Source organism: Streptomyces sp. NPDC046465, from assembly GCF_040646035.1.
Taxonomy (GTDB): Bacteria; Actinomycetota; Actinomycetes; order Streptomycetales; family Streptomycetaceae; genus Streptomyces.
On the sequence record NZ_JBEYZK010000024.1, the window covers coordinates 21,020 to 41,001 of the forward strand.

The 19,982-nt window shown below is 73.2% G+C and carries 1 protein-coding gene; it reads left to right on the forward strand.

The annotated features are described in order from the left end of the window. Positions 1-61: 61 nt before the first annotated feature. A complete protein-coding gene (locus ABZ953_RS31320; protein WP_361730896.1) occupies positions 62-19,981 on the forward strand; it encodes an SDR family NAD(P)-dependent oxidoreductase in 19,920 nt (6,639 codons plus the stop codon). Position 19,982 lies beyond the last annotated feature (1 nt).

A 19,982-nucleotide genomic window follows, 5' to 3' on the forward strand; every position in this document is an offset into this window, starting at 1 on the left:
CACCCTCTGGCCGAAGTCCTACCCCGGGTCCGAAACAGATACTCCCCATATGAAGCCATCCATGTCAGGTGACCAGGAGATCGACGGAGCCGACGACACCGCCGTCGCAGTGATCGGGCTCTCCTGCCGGGTTCCCTCGGCGTCGACCCCGGCCGAATTCTGGCGCCTGCTGTCGGAGGGGACCGACGCGGTCTCGCCGTGGCCGTCGGAGCGCGGCGCGGGCAGCCGGTCCTGGCGTGGTGGCTTCCTCGACGAGGTCGGCACCTTCGACGCCGCCTTCTTCGGCGTGACACCCGACGAGGCCGCCGCCATGGACCCGCAGCAGCGGCTCGCCCTCGAACTGGTCTGGGAGGCGATGGAGGACGCAGGCGTCCGCGACGACCGGCTGCACGGCTCCCGCACCGGAGTCTTCGTGGGTGTCTCCTCCGACGACTACGCCACCCTCGCCGCCCGCGACACGGGGTCGGGCCGCGGCGAACTGCACGACTTCACCGGCCGGCACCGCGCCATCGTCGCCAACCGCGTCTCCTGGACCCTCGGCCTGCGGGGCCCCAGCCTCGCCGTCGACGCGGCGCAGGCCTCGTCGCTCGTCGCCGTCCACCTGGCCTGCGAGAGCCTGCGCAGCGGCGACTCCGACCTGGCCTTCGCCGGTGGCGTCAGCCTGATCCTCTCGCCGGAGAGCATGCGGGCCACGGCCGGTCTGGGCGCGATGTCCGCCAAGGGTCGCTGCGCCGCCTTCGACGAGAGCGCCGACGGGTTCGTACGCGGTGAGGGCGGCGGAGTGGTCCTGCTCAAGCCGCTCGCCCGCGCGATCGCCGACGGCGACCCCGTGCACTGCGTCATCCGGGGCAGCGCCGTCAACAACGACGGCGGCGGCGAGCGGCTCACCGACCCCGACGTCGCGGGCCAGCGGGACGTCCTGCGCCGCGCCTACGCCGACGCCGGGATCAGCCCCGAAGCCGTCCAGTACGTCGAACTCCACGGCACCGGCACGCCGGTGGGCGACCCGGTCGAGGCCACCGCTGTCGCCGACGTCGTCGGCCGCGGCGCCGGGGACCGGGCTCCGCTGCGGGTGGGCTCGGTGAAGACGAACATCGGCCACCTGGAGGCCGCCGCCGGGATCGTCGGCCTGGTCAAGACCGCGCTGGCCCTGCGCCACCGCCGGCTCCCGGCCAGCCTGCACTTCACCACCCCCAACCCGGCGATCCCGCTGACCGAACTGAACCTCCGGGTGCAGACCGAGCCGACCGCCTGGCCCGCGCCCGACGCGCCACTCGTGGCAGGCGTCAGCTCGTTCGGCGTCGGCGGCACCAACTGCCACGTCGTCCTCGCCGAAGGCCCGTACACCGGACACCACCCCAGCCACCAGCCCAGTCACCACCCCAGCCACCACACCGGACACCACCCCGATGTGGCCGTGGCCACGGCCCCCCGCCCCCTGCCGTGGGTGCTCTCCGCCCGCACCGGCCGCGCCCTGGACGCGCAGGCCGCCCGGCTGCTCAGCCACATCGAGGGGCAGCCGGAGGTCGACCACACCGCCGTCGCCCGGTCGTTGGCGATCGGCCGCTCCACCTTCGAGCACCGCGCCGTGGTCATCGGCAAGGACCGGGACGAGCTCACCGCGAGCCTCGCCCGATTGCACGACAGCGCAGTGAACGGCGTTGCCACGGAAGGGCGTACGGCCTTCCTGTTCTCCGGCGTAGGGTCCCACCGCGTCGGCATGGGCCGTGAACTGTACGAGGCGTACCCGGTGTTCGCCGAGGCACTCGACGACGTGCTCGACCACTTCGTCCCCGGCCTCGACCTGCGCGCCGTGCTCCTCGGCGACCTCGACGACGCCGCCGCGGCCGAAGCCCTCGACGGCATGCGCTACATGCAGCCCGCCCTGTTCGCCTTCCAGGTGGCCCTGCACCGCCTGGTCACCTCCTGGGGCGTCGAGCCCGATCTGCTCGTCGGCCACTCGTTCGGTGAGATCGTCGCCGCCCATGTGTCCGGTGCGCTGCCCCTGGCCCACGCGGCCGCCCTCGTCGCCGCGCGCGGCGAACTGATGGAGCAACTGCCGCCCGGCGGCGCCATGATCGCGGTCGAGGCGACCGAGGAGGAGCTGCTCGCGGCGGTCGACGGCGTCGACGACGTCTCGGTCGGCGTCGTCAACGGCCCGCAGGCCGTCGTGATCTCCGGTGCCGACGAGGCCGTCACCCGGATCGCCGACGAGTTCCGCGCCCGCGGTCACCGAACAAACCGGCTGCGGGTCCAGAATGCCGCCCACTCGCCGCTGATGGCCCCCATGCTCGACGAGTTCGCCCGCAGGATCCGCGGCCTCGCCGTCTCCGCACCCGGCACCCCCATCGTCTCCACCGTCACCGGCCGCACCGGCGCCGAACTGACCGAGGAGTACTGGGTCGGGCACCTCAGCGCCACCGTCCGCTTCCACGACGCGATCGCCGCCTGCCGGGAACAGGGCGTGACCCGGTTCATCGAACTGGGCCCGGGCAGCGTGCTGACCCCGCTCGTCCCGACCGCCGAGACCGACCTCGCGGTGGCGCTGCAGCACCGCGACCGCCCGGAGCCGGAGGCGCTGCTCACCGGCCTCGCCGAGGCCTGGACCGCCGGTGTCAGCGTCGACTGGGAGGAGGTCATCGGCGAGGAGGCGAGCGGCGAGGCCCGCACCGTCGACCTGCCCACCTACGCCTTCCAGCGCAGCCGCTACTGGCTCGACGAACGCCCGGCCACCCCCGACGCCGACGCCGAGCAGCACATCGGCTCCGCGACCCTCGCCCTGCGCGACCGCATCCGCAGCGAACCGGACGGGTTCCTGGTCCGCTGGCTCGCCGGTCACATGGCGGAGACCACCGGCACCGCCGCCGTCGACCCCGACGCGACCTTCCGCGACCTGGGCCTGGACTCCGTCCTCTCGGTGCGGCTGCGCAACCGTCTCGTCTCCGCGACCGGCCTGCGGATGCCCGCGAGCATCCTCTTCGACTACCCGACGCTGAGCGCCCTCGCCGCGCATCTGCACGACCGGATCCTCGGCGTACTGGACTCTGGCGTACTGGACTCTGGCGTACTGGAGTCTGCGGACGGCACCGAGGGCCTCAACGGCACCCGAGCCGCCGCCCGCGGGGCGTCCGCCACCGACGACGACCCCATCGCCGTCGTCGGCATGGCCTGCCACCTGCCCGGCGGCATCGACTCGCCGCAGGAGCTGTGGCAGGCGCTCGTCGACGGCGTGGACGCCACCTCCGAATTTCCCACCGACCGCGGCTGGGACCTGGCGAGCCTCTACGACCCCGACCCGAACCACCCCGGCACGACCTACGCCCGCCGCGGCGGGTTCCTGGCCGGGGCCGGTGACTTCGACGCGGAGTTCTTCGGCATCAGCCCGCGCGAGGCGGCGGCGATGGACCCGCAGCAGCGGCTGCTCCTGGAGACCGCGTGGGAGGCCCTGGAGCGCGGCGGCGTCGACCCGGCCTCGCTGCGCGGCAGCAGGACCGGCGTGTTCGTCGGCGCCACGAACATGGAGTACGGGCCGCACCTGGACGCCCCCGTCGACGGCACCGAGGGCTTCCGGCTCACCGGCAACACCTCCAGCGTCGCCTCGGGCCGCATCTCCTACCAACTGGGCCTTGAGGGCCCGGCGATGACGGTCGACACGGCCTGCTCGTCGTCGCTGGTGGCCCTGCACCTCGCGGTCCAGGCGCTGCGCAACGGCGAGTGCACCCTGGCGCTCGCCGGTGGTGTGACGGTGCTGTCCACGCCCGGCATGTTCGTCGAGTTCTCCCGCCAGCGCGGCCTCGCCGCCGACGGCCGCTGCAAGCCCTTCTCCGACGACGCCGACGGCACGGGCTGGGCCGAGGGCGTCGGCATGCTCGTGGTCGAGCGGCTCTCCGAGGCCCGGAAGCACGGCCATCAGGTGCTCGCGGTCGTACGGGGTTCCGCGGTGAACCAGGACGGCGGCAGCAATGGTCTGACGGCGCCGAACGGTCCTTCGCAGCAGCGGGTGATCCGGGACGCGCTGGCCGCCGCACGGCTGACCTCGGCCGATGTCGACGTGGTGGAGGCGCACGGTACGGGTACGTCGTTGGGTGACCCGATCGAGGCGCAGGCGCTGCTCGCCACGTACGGTCAGGGGCGCGACGCGGACCAGCCGTTGTGGCTCGGCTCGGTGAAGTCCAACATCGGTCACACGCAGGCCGCGGCCGGTGTCGCCGGTGTCATCAAGATGGTGCAGGCGATGCGGAACGGCATCATGCCGCGCTCGCTGAACGTCACCACGCCGTCCCGCCACGTCGACTGGGAGTCCGGCGCCGTCAGCGTCCTGACCTCGCAGCAGGAGTGGTCGGAGCGGGAGCGGCCGCGCCGTTCGGCGGTGTCGTCGTTCGGCATCAGCGGGACGAACGCGCACGTGATCCTGGAGGCGCCGCCGACCGATGAACCGGTGGCCCCTGACGCGCCTGAGGTGCCGGTTGCGCCTGCTGTGGTGGGTGCGCCGGTGGTTCCGTGGGTGCTTTCGGCGCGTAGTGAGGCGGCGCTTGCGGAGCAGGCGGGGCGGTTGCTGGCGCGGGTGGGGGAGAGCGTCGATCTTGACCCCCGGGATGTCGGATTCACGCTGGCCGGTGGGCGCGCCGTGTTGGAACATCGGGCGGTCGTCCTCGGCGGCGACGTCGGCGAACTGACGGCTGGGCTCGCCGAGTTGTCGTCCGGGCGCCCCACGTCGAGCGTGGTCGAGGGCCGCGCGCGGACCGGTACGACCGGTGGTGTGGTGTTCGTGTTCCCGGGTCAGGGCTCGCAGTGGGTCGGGATGGCGCGGGAGTTGCTGGAGTTTTCGCCGGTGTTCGCGGCGCGGATGGGTGAGTGTGCGGCGGCTCTTGAGTCGTATGTGGATGGCTGGTCGCTGTTGGATGTGGTGCGTGACGGTGATGAGGAGGTGCTGCGTCGGGTTGATGTGGTGCAGCCGGTGCTGTTCGCGGTGATGGTGTCGCTGGCGGAGTTGTGGCGGTCGTTGGGTGTGAGGCCTGCGGCGGTGGTGGGGCATTCGCAGGGGGAGATCGCGGCGGCGTGTGTGGCCGGGGCGTTGTCCCTGGATGATGCGGCGCGGGTGGTGGCGCTGCGTAGTCGCGCGATTCTGCGGCTTTCGGGGCGTGGTGGCATGGTGTCTGTGCTTGCGCCTGAGGCGCAGGTGGTCGGGCGGTTGACGGATGGGTTGCAGATCGCGGTCGTCAATGGTCCTGAGCAGGTTGTGGTGTCCGGTGCGCCGGATGAGCTGGACGCGCTGGTGGCCGGGTGTGAGGCCGATGGGGTGCAGGCGCGGCGTATCGCGGTGGATTACGCGTCGCACTCGCCGCAGGTGGAGGACCTCAGGGCTGAGCTGCTCGACGTACTGGCGGCCATTGAGCCGCGTACGGGTCACGTGCCGCTGTATTCGACGGTGTCGGGTGATCTGATCGACACGGCCGTGATGGATGCGGAGTACTGGTTCACCAATCTGCGCCAGACTGTCCGCTTCGACACCGCGCTTGAGGCGCTGCTGGCCGGGGGGCATCAGGTCTTCGTCGAGTCCAGCCCGCACCCGGTGCTCGTGGGCGCGGTCACCCAGGCCGCTGAGGTTGGCGGTGTCGCTGGGGTGACGGCGGTCGGCACACTGCGCCGTCGTGAGGACGAGCGGGCGCGGTTGTTGCAGGGCCTTGCCGAGGTGTTCGTCGCCGGGGTCGATGTCGACTGGTCGTCGTGGGTGGCGGGCGGGCGGTTCGTGGAGCTGCCGACGTACGCCTTCCAGCGGCGTCGGCACTGGCTTCCCGCGGGTCGTTCGGCGGTGGACGCGGCGGGGCTCGGCCTGCACCCGTCGGGTCACCCGCTGCTCGGCGCCGCCGTGCGCCTCGCGCCTCAGGAGGGCCTGGTCCTCACCGGTCAGCTGTCGACACACACGTACCCCTGGCTTGAGGACCACGCGGTCTACGGCACGGTCATCCTCCCCGGCACCGCCTTCGTCGAGCTGGCGCTGCACGCCGGTGGCGAGGTCGGCTGCGAGGTGCTGGAGGAGCTGACGCTGGAGCGGCCGCTCGTCCTGTCGCGGGACGCTTCGGTGGCGGTGCAGGTGTCGGTGGAGGGTCCGGACGGTGCCGGGCGCCGGTCGATCTCCGTGCACTCCCGGGTTCAGGACGCCGGTGCGGATGCCGGTGTGGGGGCGGGTGTCGGGGTCGGCGCGGGGGTGGAGTGGGTGCGGCACGCCGTCGGTGTGCTGGCCGATGCCGGGCCCGTGGTCGCCGAGGAGCGCCTTGAGGGCGTGTGGCCGCCCGTCGGTGCGGAGCGCGTGGATGTCGCGGAGGCGTACGAGCTGCTGGCGGGGGTGGGATACGGGTACGGGCCCGTGTTCCGTGGCCTGCGCGCGGCGTGGCGTGCGGGTGATGACCTGTTCGCCGAGGTGCAACTCCCCGCCGACATCGATGAGTTCGGGGTGCATCCGGCGCTGCTCGACGCCGCGCTGCATCCGCTGCTCAACGGCGAACTGTGGGTGCCGTTCTCGTGGAGCGGCGTGCGGCTGCACTCGGTGGGCGCGTCGGCGCTGCGGGTGCGGTTGACGCGGGGCGGCGACGGTGCCGTACGGCTCGCGGCGTTCGACGGCGCCGGGCTGCCCGTGGTGACGGTGGACGAGCTGCGGATGCAGCGGATGTCGCAGGAGCAGCTCGGTTCGGCCGTGACCGGCGGGGATCCGCTGTTCGAGGTGCGGTGGACGGATGTGCCGGTGCCGGTGCCGGTCCCTGTGCCGGGCGACGGCTCCGACGGTGCGCCGTCCGGGGTCGTCGTCGAGCACGTCGAGCCGGGCGGCGACGCCCGTGCCCGGGTGGCCGAGGTGCTCGCGTCGGTGCAGGGGTTCCTGGCCGAGGCGGCGGACCGTGAGGAGGCGCGCCTCGCGGTGGTCACGCGGGGCGGCCTTACGGGTACGCCGGATCCGGCGACGGCCGCGGTGTGGGGACTGCTGCGTTCGGTGCAGGCCGAGCATCCGGGGCGCGTCGTGGCTGTTGACGTGCCCGTCGGGGAGGACGCCGGGTCGGCTGTCGCTGCGGCGATGGCGTCGGGCGAGCCCCAAGTGGCCTATACGGGCCGCAGGTTGGTCGCGCCGCGGCTGGTCACGCATACCCCGGAGGTGGTGGTCACGCACGTCCCGGAGGCGGTGGTCACGCACGCCCCGGAGACCTCGGCCGCCGCGGACTGGCGACCGGACGGCACGGTCCTGATCACCGGTGCGAGCGGGGCCCTGGGTCAGCTGGTGGCCCGGCACCTGGTCGCCGAGTACGGGGTGCGGCATCTGCTGCTTGTGAGCCGTAGGGGCGGTGAGGGCTCGGAAGAGCTGCTCGCCGAGCTGACGGAGGCCGGGGCTTCCGTGGCCTTCGCGGCCTGCGATGTCGCCGACCGGGACGCCCTCGCGGAGGCGCTGGCGGGCATTCCCGCCGAGCACCCGCTGACCGCCGTCATCCACGCCGCGGGTGTGCTCGACGACGGCGTGGTGACCGCGCTGACGCGTGAGCGGATCGACACGGTGATGCGGCCCAAGGCCGATGGCGCCCGGCTCCTCGACGAGCTGACGCGCGACGCCGACCTGGCGGCCTTCGTGCTGTTCTCGTCGGCGGCCGGAGTGATGGGTACGGCAGGCCAGGGCAACTACGCCGCCGCCAACGCCTACCTGGACGCCCTGGCCCAGTCGCGCCGGGCGGAGGGGCTCCCGGCCACATCGTTGGCGTGGGGTCTGTGGACCAGTGACAGCGCGATGACCGCGCACCTGGACGACGCCGACATCGCCCGCCTCTCGCGCAGCGGTCTGGGCACGATGACGACGACCCAGGGCCTCGCACTGTTCGACGCGGCCCTCGCGGCCGACCGGGCGACCATCGTCCCGGCCCGCTTCGACCTGCCCGCGCTGCGCGACCAGGCGGCGCGGGACAGCCTGCCGGCGGTCTTCAAGTCCCTGGTCCGCGCGCCCGCTCGTCGGGCGGCGGCGCCGACGGCCGAGGAAGCCTCTTCGTGGTCCGGCCGGATGGCGGCTCTGGACGCCGAAGAACGTACCGCCGCACTGCTCGAACTCGTCGGCGCCCAGGTGTCCTTGGTCCTCGGCCATGGTGCCGTGTCCTCCGTGGACGCGGACCGGGCCTTCCGCGACCTGGGCTTCGACTCGCTGACGGGGCTTGAGCTGCGGCAGCGACTCCAGGCGGCGACGGGCTTGCGGCTGCCGTCGACGCTGGTCTTCGACTATCCGACGTCGAGCGCGTTGGCCGGTTACCTGGCGGAGCAGATCCAGGGCGCCGACGCCTCCCCGGCCGCCCCCGCGGCGGCCACGACGGTCGCCGCGGCCACCGACGACGACCCGATCGTCATCGTCGGCATGGCCTGCCGACTGCCCGACGGGATCGACTCGCCGCAGGCACTGTGGCAGGCGACCCTGGACGGCGTCGACGCGATCACCGAATTCCCGGAGGACCGCGGCTGGGACCTGGCGAACCTGTATGACCCGGATCCGAGCCACGTCGGCACGAGCTACTCCCGCCGCGGCGGATTCCTCGTCGGCGTCGGCGACTTCGACGCGGAGTTCTTCGGCATCAGCCCGCGCGAGGCGGCGGCGATGGACCCGCAGCAGCGGCTGCTCCTGGAGACCGCGTGGGAGGCCCTGGAGCGGAGCGGCGTCGACCCGGCCTCGCTGCGCGGCAGCAGGACCGGCGTCTTCACCGGACTGATGTACCACGATTACGGGTCCTGGCTCGGCCAGGCGCCCGAGGACGTCGAGGGCCTGATGATCACCGGCAACAGCGGTGGCGTCGCCTCGGGCCGCATCTCGTACCAACTGGGCCTTGAGGGCCCGGCGATGACGATCGACACGGCCTGCTCGTCCTCGCTCGTCGCGCTGCACCTCGCGGCGCAGGCCCTGCGTAACGGCGAGTGCACCCTGGCGCTCGCCGGTGGTGTGACGGTCATGTCGACGCCGACGACCTTCGTGGAGTTCTCGCGCCAGCGCGGGATGTCGGTGGACGGCCGGTGCAAGGCGTTCTCGGACGACGCGGACGGCGCGGGCTGGTCGGAAGGCGTCGGCCTGCTCGTGGTCGAGCGCCTGTCGGACGCGCGGCGCAACGGCCATCAGGTGCTTGCGGTCGTACGGGGTTCCGCGGTGAACCAGGACGGTGGCAGCAATGGTCTGACGGCGCCGAACGGTCCTTCGCAGCAGCGGGTGATCCGGGATGCGCTGGCCGCGGCACGGCTGACCTCGGCGGATGTCGACGTGGTGGAGGCGCACGGTACGGGTACGTCGTTGGGTGACCCGATTGAGGCGCAGGCGCTGCTTGCCACGTACGGTCAGGGGCGCGACGAGGACCGGCCGTTGTGGCTCGGCTCGGTGAAGTCCAACATCGGTCACGCGCAGGCGGCGGCGGGCGTCGCGGGGATCATCAAGATGGTGCAGGCGATGCGGTACGGCGTCATGCCGCGCACCCTGCACGCCGACACCCCCTCCCACCACGTCGACTGGACGTCCGGCCAGGTCAAGCTCCTGACGGGCAACCAGCCGTGGCCGGAGATCGACCGCCCCCGTCGGTCCGGTGTGTCGTCCTTCGGTATCGGCGGGACGAACGCGCACGTGATCCTGGAGGCGCCGCCGACCGATGAACCGGTGGCCCCTGACGCGTCTGAGGTGCTGGTTGCGCCTGCTGTGGTGGGTGCGCCGGTGGTTCCGTGGGTGCTTTCGGCGCGTAGTGAGGCGGCGCTTGCGGAGCAGGCGGGGCGGTTGCTGGCGCGGGTGGGGGAGGGCGTCGATCTCGACCCCCGGGATGTCGGGTTCACGCTGGCCGGTGGGCGGGCCGTCTTGGAGCATCGGGCGGTCGTTTTCGGTGCCGACAGCTCTGAACTGGCAGCTGCTGTAGGTCAGTTGGCGGCTGGGCGGGCGGCGACGGGCGTCGTTGCCGGGCGTGCCGTCTCCTCCGGTGGTGTGGTGTTCGTGTTCCCGGGTCAGGGCTCGCAGTGGGTGGGCATGGCGCGGGAGTTGCTGGAGTTTTCGCCGGTGTTCGCGGCGCGGATGGGTGAGTGTGCGGCGGCTCTCGATGCGTACGTGGATGGCTGGTCGCTGTTGGACGTAGTGCGTGACGGTGATGAGGAGGTGCTGCGTCGGGTTGATGTGGTGCAGCCGGTGCTGTTCGCGGTGATGGTGTCGCTGGCGGAGCTGTGGCGGTCGTTGGGTGTGAGGCCTGCGGCGGTGGTGGGGCATTCGCAGGGGGAGATCGCGGCGGCGTGTGTGGCCGGTGCGTTGTCGCTGGATGATGCGGCGCGGGTGGTGGCCTTGCGTAGTCGCGCGATCCTGAAGCTGTCCGGGCGTGGTGGCATGGTGTCTGTGCTTGCGCCTGAGGCGCAGGTGGTCGGGCGGTTGACGGATGGGTTGCAGATCGCGGTCGTCAATGGGCCTGAGCAGGTTGTGGTGTCCGGTGCGCCGGATGAGCTGGACGCGCTGGTGGCCGGGTGTGAGGCGGACGGGGTGCAGGCGCGGCGTATCGCGGTGGATTACGCGTCGCACTCGCCGCAGGTGGAGGACCTCAGGGCTGAGCTGCTCGACGTACTGGCGGCCATTGAGCCGCGTACGGGGCACGTGCCGCTGTATTCGACGGTGTCGGGTGATCTGATCGACACGGCCGTGATGGATGCGGAGTACTGGTTCACCAATCTGCGGCAGACCGTCCGCTTCGACGCCGCCCTTCACCAGCTCCTGGAGGCCGGGCACCGCGTCTTCGTCGAGTCCAGCCCGCACCCCGTCCTCGTGGGCGCGGTGACCCAGGCCGCCGAAGGCATGGGCACGGCCGGGGTGACGGCGGTCGGTACGTTGCGTCGTCGTGAGGGCGAGCGGGCGCGGTTGTTGCAGGGCCTCGCTGAGGTGTTCGTCGCCGGGGTCGATGTCGACTGGTCGTCGTGGGTGGCGGGCGGGCGGTTCGTGGAGTTGCCGACGTACGCCTTCCAGCGGCGTCGGCACTGGCTTCCCGCGGGTCGTTCGGCGGTGGACGCGGCGGGGCTCGGCCTGCACCCGGCCGGGCACCCCCTGCTCGGCGCCGCCGTGCGTCTCGCGGGCGGCGACGACGTCGTGCTGACCGGGCGGATATCCCGCGCCACCCACCCGTGGCTGGAGGACCACGCCGTCTTCGGCACGGTCCTGCTCCCCGGTACCGCCTTCGTGGAGATGGCGCTCCGGGCGGGCGACGAGGTCGGCTGCGAGCTGCTCGAAGAACTGACGCTGGAGCGGCCGCTCGTCCTGTCGCAGGACGCGTCGGTGGCGTTGCAGGTGACGGTGGGGGCGCCGGACGAGTCCGGGCGCCGGTCGATCTCCGTGCACTCCCACGCTCAGGACGGCGACGGCGACGCAGGTGTCGGCACGGGGGTGGAGTGGGTCCGGCACGCCGTCGGCGTACTGGCCGAGACTGCTTCCGTCGGGGTCGGGGCCGGGGCCGGGGGTGAGGCCGTGGAGCGCCTGGACGGGGCCTGGCCGCCCGCCGGTGGTCAGCGGGTGGACGCCGCCGACGCGTACGAGCTGCTCGCCGGTCTCGGTTACGGGTACGGCCCTGCCTTCCGCGGCCTGCGCGCGCTGTGGCGAGTGGGCGACGAGGTGTTCGCCGAGGTTCAACTGGGCCTGGAACCGGACACGTTCGGGGTTCACCCGGCGCTCCTCGATGCCGCCCTGCATCCGCTTCCTTCGGGTGACACGAAGGTGCCGTTCTCGTGGAACGGTGTGCGGCTGCACTCGGTGGGAGCTTCCGCCGTACGGGTGCGTCTGTCGCCGCGCGGTGACGGAGCCGTACGCGTGGCGGTGTTCGACGGCGCCGGGCAGCCGGTGGTGACCGTCGACGAGCTGCGGCTGCAGTCGATGTCGCAGGAGCAGTTGGGTTCTGCCGTGGCCGCCGACCCGTTGTTCGAGGTGCGGTGGACGGATGTGCCGGTGCCGGTGCCGGTGCCGGTGGCCGTGCCGGTGCCGGACAACGGTCACGGTGGCGTGCCGTCGGGGGTCGTGGTCGAGTACGTCGAGCCGGGTGGAGACGTCCGTACGGCTGTGGCGGAGGTTCTTGAGTCGGTACAGCGGTTCCTGGCCGAGGCGGGGGGCCGTACGGAGTCGGACGGCCGCCTCGTCGTGGTCACCCGCGGCGCCGTCACGGCGCAGCCCGATCCCGCTACCGCCGCCGTCTGGGGTCTGCTGCGTTCCGCGCAGGCCGAACACCCCGGCCGCATCCTGATCATCGACACGGACACGGGCACCTATGCGGACACGGGCGCAGATGCGGACACGGGCGCAGATGCGGGCCGGGACCGGGCCGTGGCGCTCGCCCTGGCCTCCGGAGAACCCCAAGCCGCCCTGTGCGACGGCAGGTTGCTCGTACCGCGCCTGGCCGCGGTGGCCGGCGACCCGGCCTCGGTGCCGGACTGGAAGCCCGACGGCACCGTCCTGATCACGGGTGCCGGTGGCGCCCTGGGTCAGCTGGTGGCCCGGCACCTCGTCACCGAGTACGGGGTACGCCACCTCCTCCTGGTGAGCCGTAGGGGCGGTGAAGGCTCGGAAGAGCTGCTCGCCGAGCTGACGGATGCCGGGGCATCCGTCGCCTTCGCGGCCTGTGACGTCGCCGACCGGGACGCCCTCGCGGAGGCGCTGGCGGGCATTCCCGCCGAGCACCCGCTGACCGCCGTCATCCACTCGGCCGGTGTCCTCGACGACGGCATCCTGACCGCGCTGACCCCCGAACGTCTCGACACGGTGATGCGCCCCAAGGTCGACGGCGCCCGGCTCCTCGACGGGTTGACACGCGACGCCGACCTGGCGGCCTTCGTGCTGTTCTCGTCGGCCGCCGGAGTGATGGGTACGGCGGGCCAGGGAAACTACGCCGCCGCCAACGCCTATTTGGACGCGCTGGCACACGCGCGTCGGGCCGAAGGCCTTGCCGCCACGTCGTTGGCGTGGGGTCTGTGGACCAGTGACAGCGCGATGACCGCGCACCTGGACGACGCCGATCTCGCCAGGCTGACCCGGGGCGGGCTCGCCCCCATGTCGGCGGAGCAGGGCCTCGCCCTCTTCGACGCCGCCCTCGCCGCCGACCGCGCGACCCTGTTCCCGGCCCGCCTGGACCTTCCCGCGCTGCGCGATCAGGCGGCGCGGGACAGCCTGCCCGCGGTCTTCAAGTCTCTGGTCCGCGCGCCCGCACGCCGTGCCGCGGCCGCCGCAGGGCCCGGCGCCGGTCAGTCCGCGTCGTGGAGCGCCGACATGGCGGCTCTGGACGACGCGGACCGTACAGCCGCACTGCTCGAACTCGTCGGCTCCCAGGTGTCCTTGGTCCTCGGTCATGGTGCGGCGTCCTCCGTGGACGCGGACCGTGCCTTCCGTGATCTGGGCTTCGACTCGCTGACGGGGCTTGAGCTGCGGCAGCGGCTGCAAGCGGTGACCGGCCTGCGGCTGCCGTCGACGATGGTCTTCGACTACCCCACGTCGAGCACGCTGGTCGGCTACCTGAAGGAGCAGATCCAGGGCGCCGACGCCGCCCCGGCCGCTCCCGGGGCGGGCGCGGTGGTCACGACGTCGACCGACGACGACCCGATCGTCATCGTCGGCATGGCCTGCCGCTACCCGGGCGGCATCCGGTCGCCGCAAGAGCTGTGGCAGGCGACCCTGGACGGCGTCGACGCGATCACCGACTTCCCCGCCGACCGCGGCTGGGACATCGCGGACCTCTACGACCCGGACCCCGACCGGGCGGGCAAGACGTACACGCGACGCGGCGGATTCCTGCACGACGCCGCCGTGTTCGAGCCCGAGTTCTTCGGCATCAGCCCGCGCGAAGCGGTCGCCATGGACCCGCAGCAGCGGCTGCTCCTGGAGACCGCGTGGGAGGCCCTGGAGCGCGGCGGCGTCGACCCGACCTCACTGCGCGGCAGCAGGACCGGCGTCTTCACCGGGCTCATGCCCGCGGAGTACGGCCCGCCGCTGCACGAGCCGATCGAGGGCATGGACGGCTTCCGCATGCTCGGCAGTTCGTCGAGCGTGGCGTCCGGCCGCATCTCGTACCAACTGGGCCTTGAGGGCCCGGCGATGACGATCGACACGGCCTGCTCGTCCTCGCTCGTCGCGCTGCACCTCGCGGCGCAGGCGCTGCGCAACGGCGAGTGCACCCTGGCCCTTGCCGGTGGTGTGACGGTCATGTCGACGCCGACGACCTTCGTGGAGTTCTCGCGCCAGCGGGCCATGTCCGTGGACGGCCGGTGCAAGGCGTTCTCGGACGACGCGGACGGCGCGGGCTGGTCGGAGGGCGTCGGCCTGCTCGTGGTCGAGCGGCTCTCCGACGCGCGGCGCAACGGCCACCAGGTGCTCGCGGTCGTACGGGGTTCCGCGGTGAACCAGGACGGCGGCAGCAACGGCATGACCGCACCGAACGGGCCCTCGCAGCAGCGGGTCATCCGGGACGCGCTGGCCGCGGCACGGCTGACCTCGGCCGACGTCGACGTCGTCGAGGCACACGGTACGGGCACGTCGTTGGGCGATCCCATCGAGGCGCAGGCGCTGCTCGCCACGTACGGGCAGGGGCGCGACGAGGACCGGCCGTTGTGGCTCGGCTCCATCAAGTCCAACATCGGGCACAGCCAGGCTGCGGCGGGCGTCGCGGGGATCATCAAGATGGTCCACGCGATGCGGTACGGCGTCATGCCGCGCACCCTGCACGCCGACACCCCCTCCCACCACGTCGACTGGGACTCCGGCGCCGTCAGCCTGCTGACCTCGCACCAGGAGTGGCCGGAGCTCGCGCGGCCGCGCCGTTCGGCCGTGTCGTCCTTCGGCATCAGCGGGACGAACGCGCACGTGATCCTGGAGGCGCCGCCCGCGAAGGACACGAAGGACACGAGCGACACTAGCGACACGAACGACACGAACGATGCGAACGACACCACGGCGGCTGCCCCGGTTCCGGAAGCGCCGATGATCCCTTGGACCCTGTCGGCGAAGACTCCCGCAGGAGTGCGGCGGCAGGCCGAACGCCTGCTCGCCCGGATTACCGACGACCCCGACGCCGACCCGCGCGACGTCGGCTACACCCTGGCCGTGGGACGTGCGCTGATGGAGCACCGGGCCGTGGTCCTCGGCGCCGGACGCGAGGAGCTCACCGACGCGCTGACGGCCCTCGCGCACGGCGAGGAGGTCCCGGCCGTCGTGACCGGAGCCGTCGTGACCGGAGCCGTCCGAACCGCCCCCGCCGCCGGACCGGGCGGGCTCGCCTTCGTCTTCTCCGGCCAGGGCTCGCAGCGGCCCGGCATGGGCCGTGAGCTGTACGAGCGGTACCCGGTCTTCGCCGAGGCGTTCGACGCCGTGTGCGCGGCTGTGGACACCCACCTCGCCGGGTACGCCGAACACGCCCTGCGGGACGTCGCGTTCGCCTCCGACGACTCGCCGCTCGCCCCGCTCCTGCAACAGAGCATGTACACCCAGACCGCCCTGTTCGCCCTGGAGGTCGCGCTCCTCGAACTGCTCAAGGCCTGGGGGGTCACGCCCGGCCACGTCATGGGCCACTCCCTGGGCGAGATCACCGCCGCGTACGCGGCGGGCGTGCTCTCGCAGGCCGACGCGTGTGCCCTCGTGGCGGCGCGCGGCCGCCTGATGCAGGCGCTGCCGGAGGGCGGCGCGATGGTGGCGGTCGCCGTCACCGAGCAGGAGGCCGTGGACCACATCGAGGAGGCGTCCCTCGCGGACGCCGTCGGGATCGCCGCGGTCAACGGGCCGCGGTCCGTGGTCGTCTCGGGCGACGAGGCCGCCGTGGTCGCCGTCGCCGAGCACTTCAAGGCGGCCGGGCACCGGGTGCACCGCCTCTCCGTGTCGCACGCGTTCCACTCGCACCGCATGGACGCGATGCTCGACGAGTTCGCCGACGTACTCGCCGGGCTGACGTTCCGGGAGCCGCGGATCCCCATGGTCTCCAACGTCACCGGCGGCCCCGTCGACCCCGAGCGCCTGTGCACCCCGCGGTACTGGGTGGAGCACGTACGCGGGGCCGTCCGCTTCGCCAACGGTGTGCGGAGCCTGGCCGACCAGGGGGTCACCGCCTACCTGGAGGTCGGACCCGAGGCCGTGGTGACCCCGATGGTGGAGGCCACCCTCGACGAGGTCCTCGACGAGGGCGCGTACGTCTCCGTGGCGACGCTCAAGTCGGGGCGCGCGGACGCCTTCGCCCTCACCCGGGCGCTCGCCGAGACGTTCGTGACCGGCACTCCGGTGCGGTGGGAGAACCTGCTGCCCGGCGCGGCCCGCACCGAACTGCCCGGTTACCCGTTCGCGGGCCGCCGCTACTGGCAGGACGCGTTCGAGTCGACGGCCGGCATCCGTGCCGCGGGCCTCACCACCACCCGCCACCCGCTGCTCGGCGCGGCCGTGCGCCTTGCCGACGGCGGGGCGGTGCTCACCGGCCGGGTCCTGCCCGGCGCGCACCCCTGGCTCGCCGACCACGCGGTGGGCGGCACGGTACTGCTGCCCGGCACCGCCTTCCTCGACCTCGCCCTGCACGCGGGCGACGAGGTGGGCTGCCCGCTCGTCGAGGAACTGACGCTCCAGACACCCCTTGTCCTGTCGGCCGACTCCGCCGTGAATCTCCAGGTCGCCGTCGGTGCGCCGGACGAGACGGGCCGCAGGTCCGTCACCGTCCACTCCTCGCTCTCCTCGATCGGTGGCGCCGAGCCACTGGTCCCGCACGCCACGGGCACGCTGTCCACGGCGGCCCCGCACGCGGCCGGGGCGTGGGCCTGGCCGCCCGCCGACGCCGAGCCGGTACCGGTCGACGGCTTCTACACCGGCCTCGCCGAGCGCGGTTACGGGTACGGGCCCGTGTTCCAGGGCCTCCGTACCGCCTGGCGCACGGCGGACGCGCTGTACGCGGAGGTCGAACTGCCCACGCAGCCCGGCACGTTCGGCATCCACCCCGCATTGCTCGACGCCGCCCTGCACGCCGTCACCCTAGGCGTGCCGTCCCTCTCCGGCACCGACGGCGCGCAGCCGCTGCTGCCGTTCTCCTGGACGGGCGTGACGATGGAGGCGTCCGGCGCTGCCGCGCTACGGGTCAGGCTGGCCGCCGCGGGGGACGGTGCCGTGTCCCTGGCGGCCGTCGACACCGCCGGGCAGCCCGTCGTCACCGTCGACGCGCTGGTCCTGCGGCCGATGTCCGCGGCCGGGGTCGCCGCCGCGGCGCCGGACCCGGACGGCGGGCTCCACCTGCGCTGGCGTCCCGTTCCGGCGGCCCAGGGGCAAGTCCCCGAGGCCTCGGGTGTCGCCGTCGTCCATGTCGGGCCCGGTGACGTACAGGGTTCCGATGACGTACAGGCTCACCTGACCGAGGTGCTCCAGCACGTACAGCGCTTCCTCGCGGAGTCGGCCGACAGCGCCGAGCGGCTCGCCGTGGTCACGCGGGGAGGCGTCATGGAGCAGCCCGACCCGGCCACCGCGGCCGTGTGGGGGCTGCTGCGGTCGGCCCAGGCCGAGCACCCCGGGCGGCTGCTGATCGTCGACGTGGACACCGACCTGAACACCGACCTGGACACCGACGCGGATACAGACGTACCCGACGTAATCGCTGCGGCCGCCGCGTGTGGTGAGTCGCAAGTAGCCATCCGAGACGGGCAGTTGTACGCGCCGCGCCTCGTACGCACCGCGCCGCCCCTCCTGCCCGTACCCGACGCGCCCGACTGGCGCCTCGCCGCGGACGGGGACGCCCTCGCCCTCGTTCCGGCGCCCGCCGCACCGGTCGGTCCGCGGGAGGTCCGCGTCTCCATGCGGGCCGCCGGGATCGGCCGCGACGACCTGACCGGCGGTACCGGGGCACCCGGCACCGAAGGCGCGGGCGTCGTGACGGAGGTCGGCGCGGCGGTGACCGGCGTGGCCGTGGGCGACCGGGTCTGGGGCACCTTCCCCGACGGCGGCGCCCTGGGCAGCACGGCGGTCACCGGCGACGGCTCGCTCGCCCGGATGCCGCGGGCGCTGTCCTTCGCCGAGGCGGCGACGGCGGTCACGGCCTTCCGTACCGCCCGGCACGCCCTGGTGGACGTGGCGGCGCTGCGGGCGGGGGAGCGGGTGCTGATCCACGCGGGCACCGGCGACGTCGGCCTCGCGGCGGCCCAGCTCGCCCGGCACCTCGGTGCGGAGGTGTTCGCCACCGCCCCGCTCGGCGCCAGGGAGGCCTTGCGTGCCCTGGGCCTCGACGAGGCGCACCTCGCCGCGCCGGAGCCCGGCGACATCGCGAAGAAGGTCCCGACGGGCCTCGACGTGGTCCTCGACCCGCAGGGAAGCGCGGGCGCCGAGGCGTCGGCCGCCGTCCTGCTCGGGGGAGCGGGCCGGTTCGTGGCCGAGGTCGCGCCCGAGCCGCACGCCGTACGGGCCGAACTCGTCGATCTCACCGGCCTGTTCGACGCCGGATCGCTGCACCCGCTGCCGGTCTCGGCCCGCGACGTACGGTCGGCGACCGAGGCCCGGCCCACCGGCACGACCGTCCTCACCATGCCCCGCCCCCTCGACCCGTCCGGCACGGTCCTCGTCACCGGCGCGAGCGGCACCCTGGGACAGCTCGTCTTGCGGCGGCTCGTCGCCGAACACGGCGTGCGCAGCCTGCTGTTGCTCAGCCGCAGCGGCGGCGAGGCGCCCCAGGACCTGTTGGACGACGGCGTACGGGTGGACTCCGTGGCCTGCGACGTGGCCGACCGTGAGCAGCTCGCGCGGGCCGTCGCCCGCATTCCCGTGGAGCACCCCCTGACCGCGGTGGTGCACACGGCGGGCGTCCTCGACGACGGGGTTCTCGAGGCCCTGACGCCGGAGCGGCTCGCGACCGTGCTGCGGCCGAAGGCGGACGCGGTGCGTGCGCTGCACGAGCTGACCGCCGACGCCGACCTGGCGGCCTTCGTGGTGTTCTCCTCGGTCGCCGGAGTCCTCGGCTCGGCGGGGCAGGCGAACTACGCGGCGGCCAACGCCTACCTGGACGCCTTCGCCGCACAGCGGCACGCGGCAGGACGGCCCGCCGTCTCCCTCGCCTGGGGCATGTGGACGCAGACCAGCACGATGACGGCGGGCCTCGGCGCCGCCGACCTCGGCCGGATCGCCCGTACGGGGCTGCTGCCCACCTCCACGGAAGAGGGCCTCGCCGCCTTCGACCGGGCGCTGTCTGCCGCCCTGCCCACCGTCGTCCCGGTCCGCGTCGACACGGCCGCGCTGCGGGCCGCCGAGACCGTGCCGCCGCTCCTGCGGGAACTGGTGCCGGTGGCGAACCGGCGGGCCGCGGCGGGCGTTTCCCCCGCCCCGGCCGGGTCCGCCGGGTCCACGGAGTCCGTGGGGAGCAAGCTGCGGGGCCTTCCGGCCGAGCAGCGCGGCGCCCTCCTGCTCGACCTGGTCCTCAAGGACGTCGCCCTGGTGCTCGGCCACGGCGACCCGCGCGGCATCTCCGCCGACGGGGCGTTCCGCGACCTGGGCTTCGACTCGCTGACCGCCGTCGAACTCCGTAACAAGATCAACAGCCGGATCGGGGTGAAGCTGAGCGCCACCGCGGTGTTCGACCACCCGAGCCCGCGGGCCCTGGTGGACCACCTCCTCGGCCGCCTTGTCCCGGACCCGGCACCCGCGGGGGCGCGGGACTCCGGAGAGCCGAGCTACGAGCAGGTCATGGCCGACCTCGCCAGGGTCGGGGACAACCTGGCCGCGCTGGACCTCACCGGCGCCCAGCGCGCCGCCCTCGCGGAGGCCTTCCGTGGTCTGACGGATCCGTGGGCGGACGGCGAGTCCGTACCTTCCGTACCCCCGCGGGCCGATGAACCGGCGCCGGCCGGACTCGAATCCGCGACCGCGGCGGAAGTCCTCGACTTCGTCACCAACAGCCTCGGCATCTCCATCTCCGGCGACGACATCTCCGGCCACGACATCTCCGGCCACGACATCTCCACCGACGCCTTCGCCACCGACCAGAGCTGAG

Bases quoted from the DNA above. Each gene is read 5' to 3' on its own strand.
- ABZ953_RS31320 (WP_361730896.1), top strand. From the start codon at position 62: ATGTCAGGTGACCAGGAGATCGACGGAGCCGACGACACCGCCGTCGCA.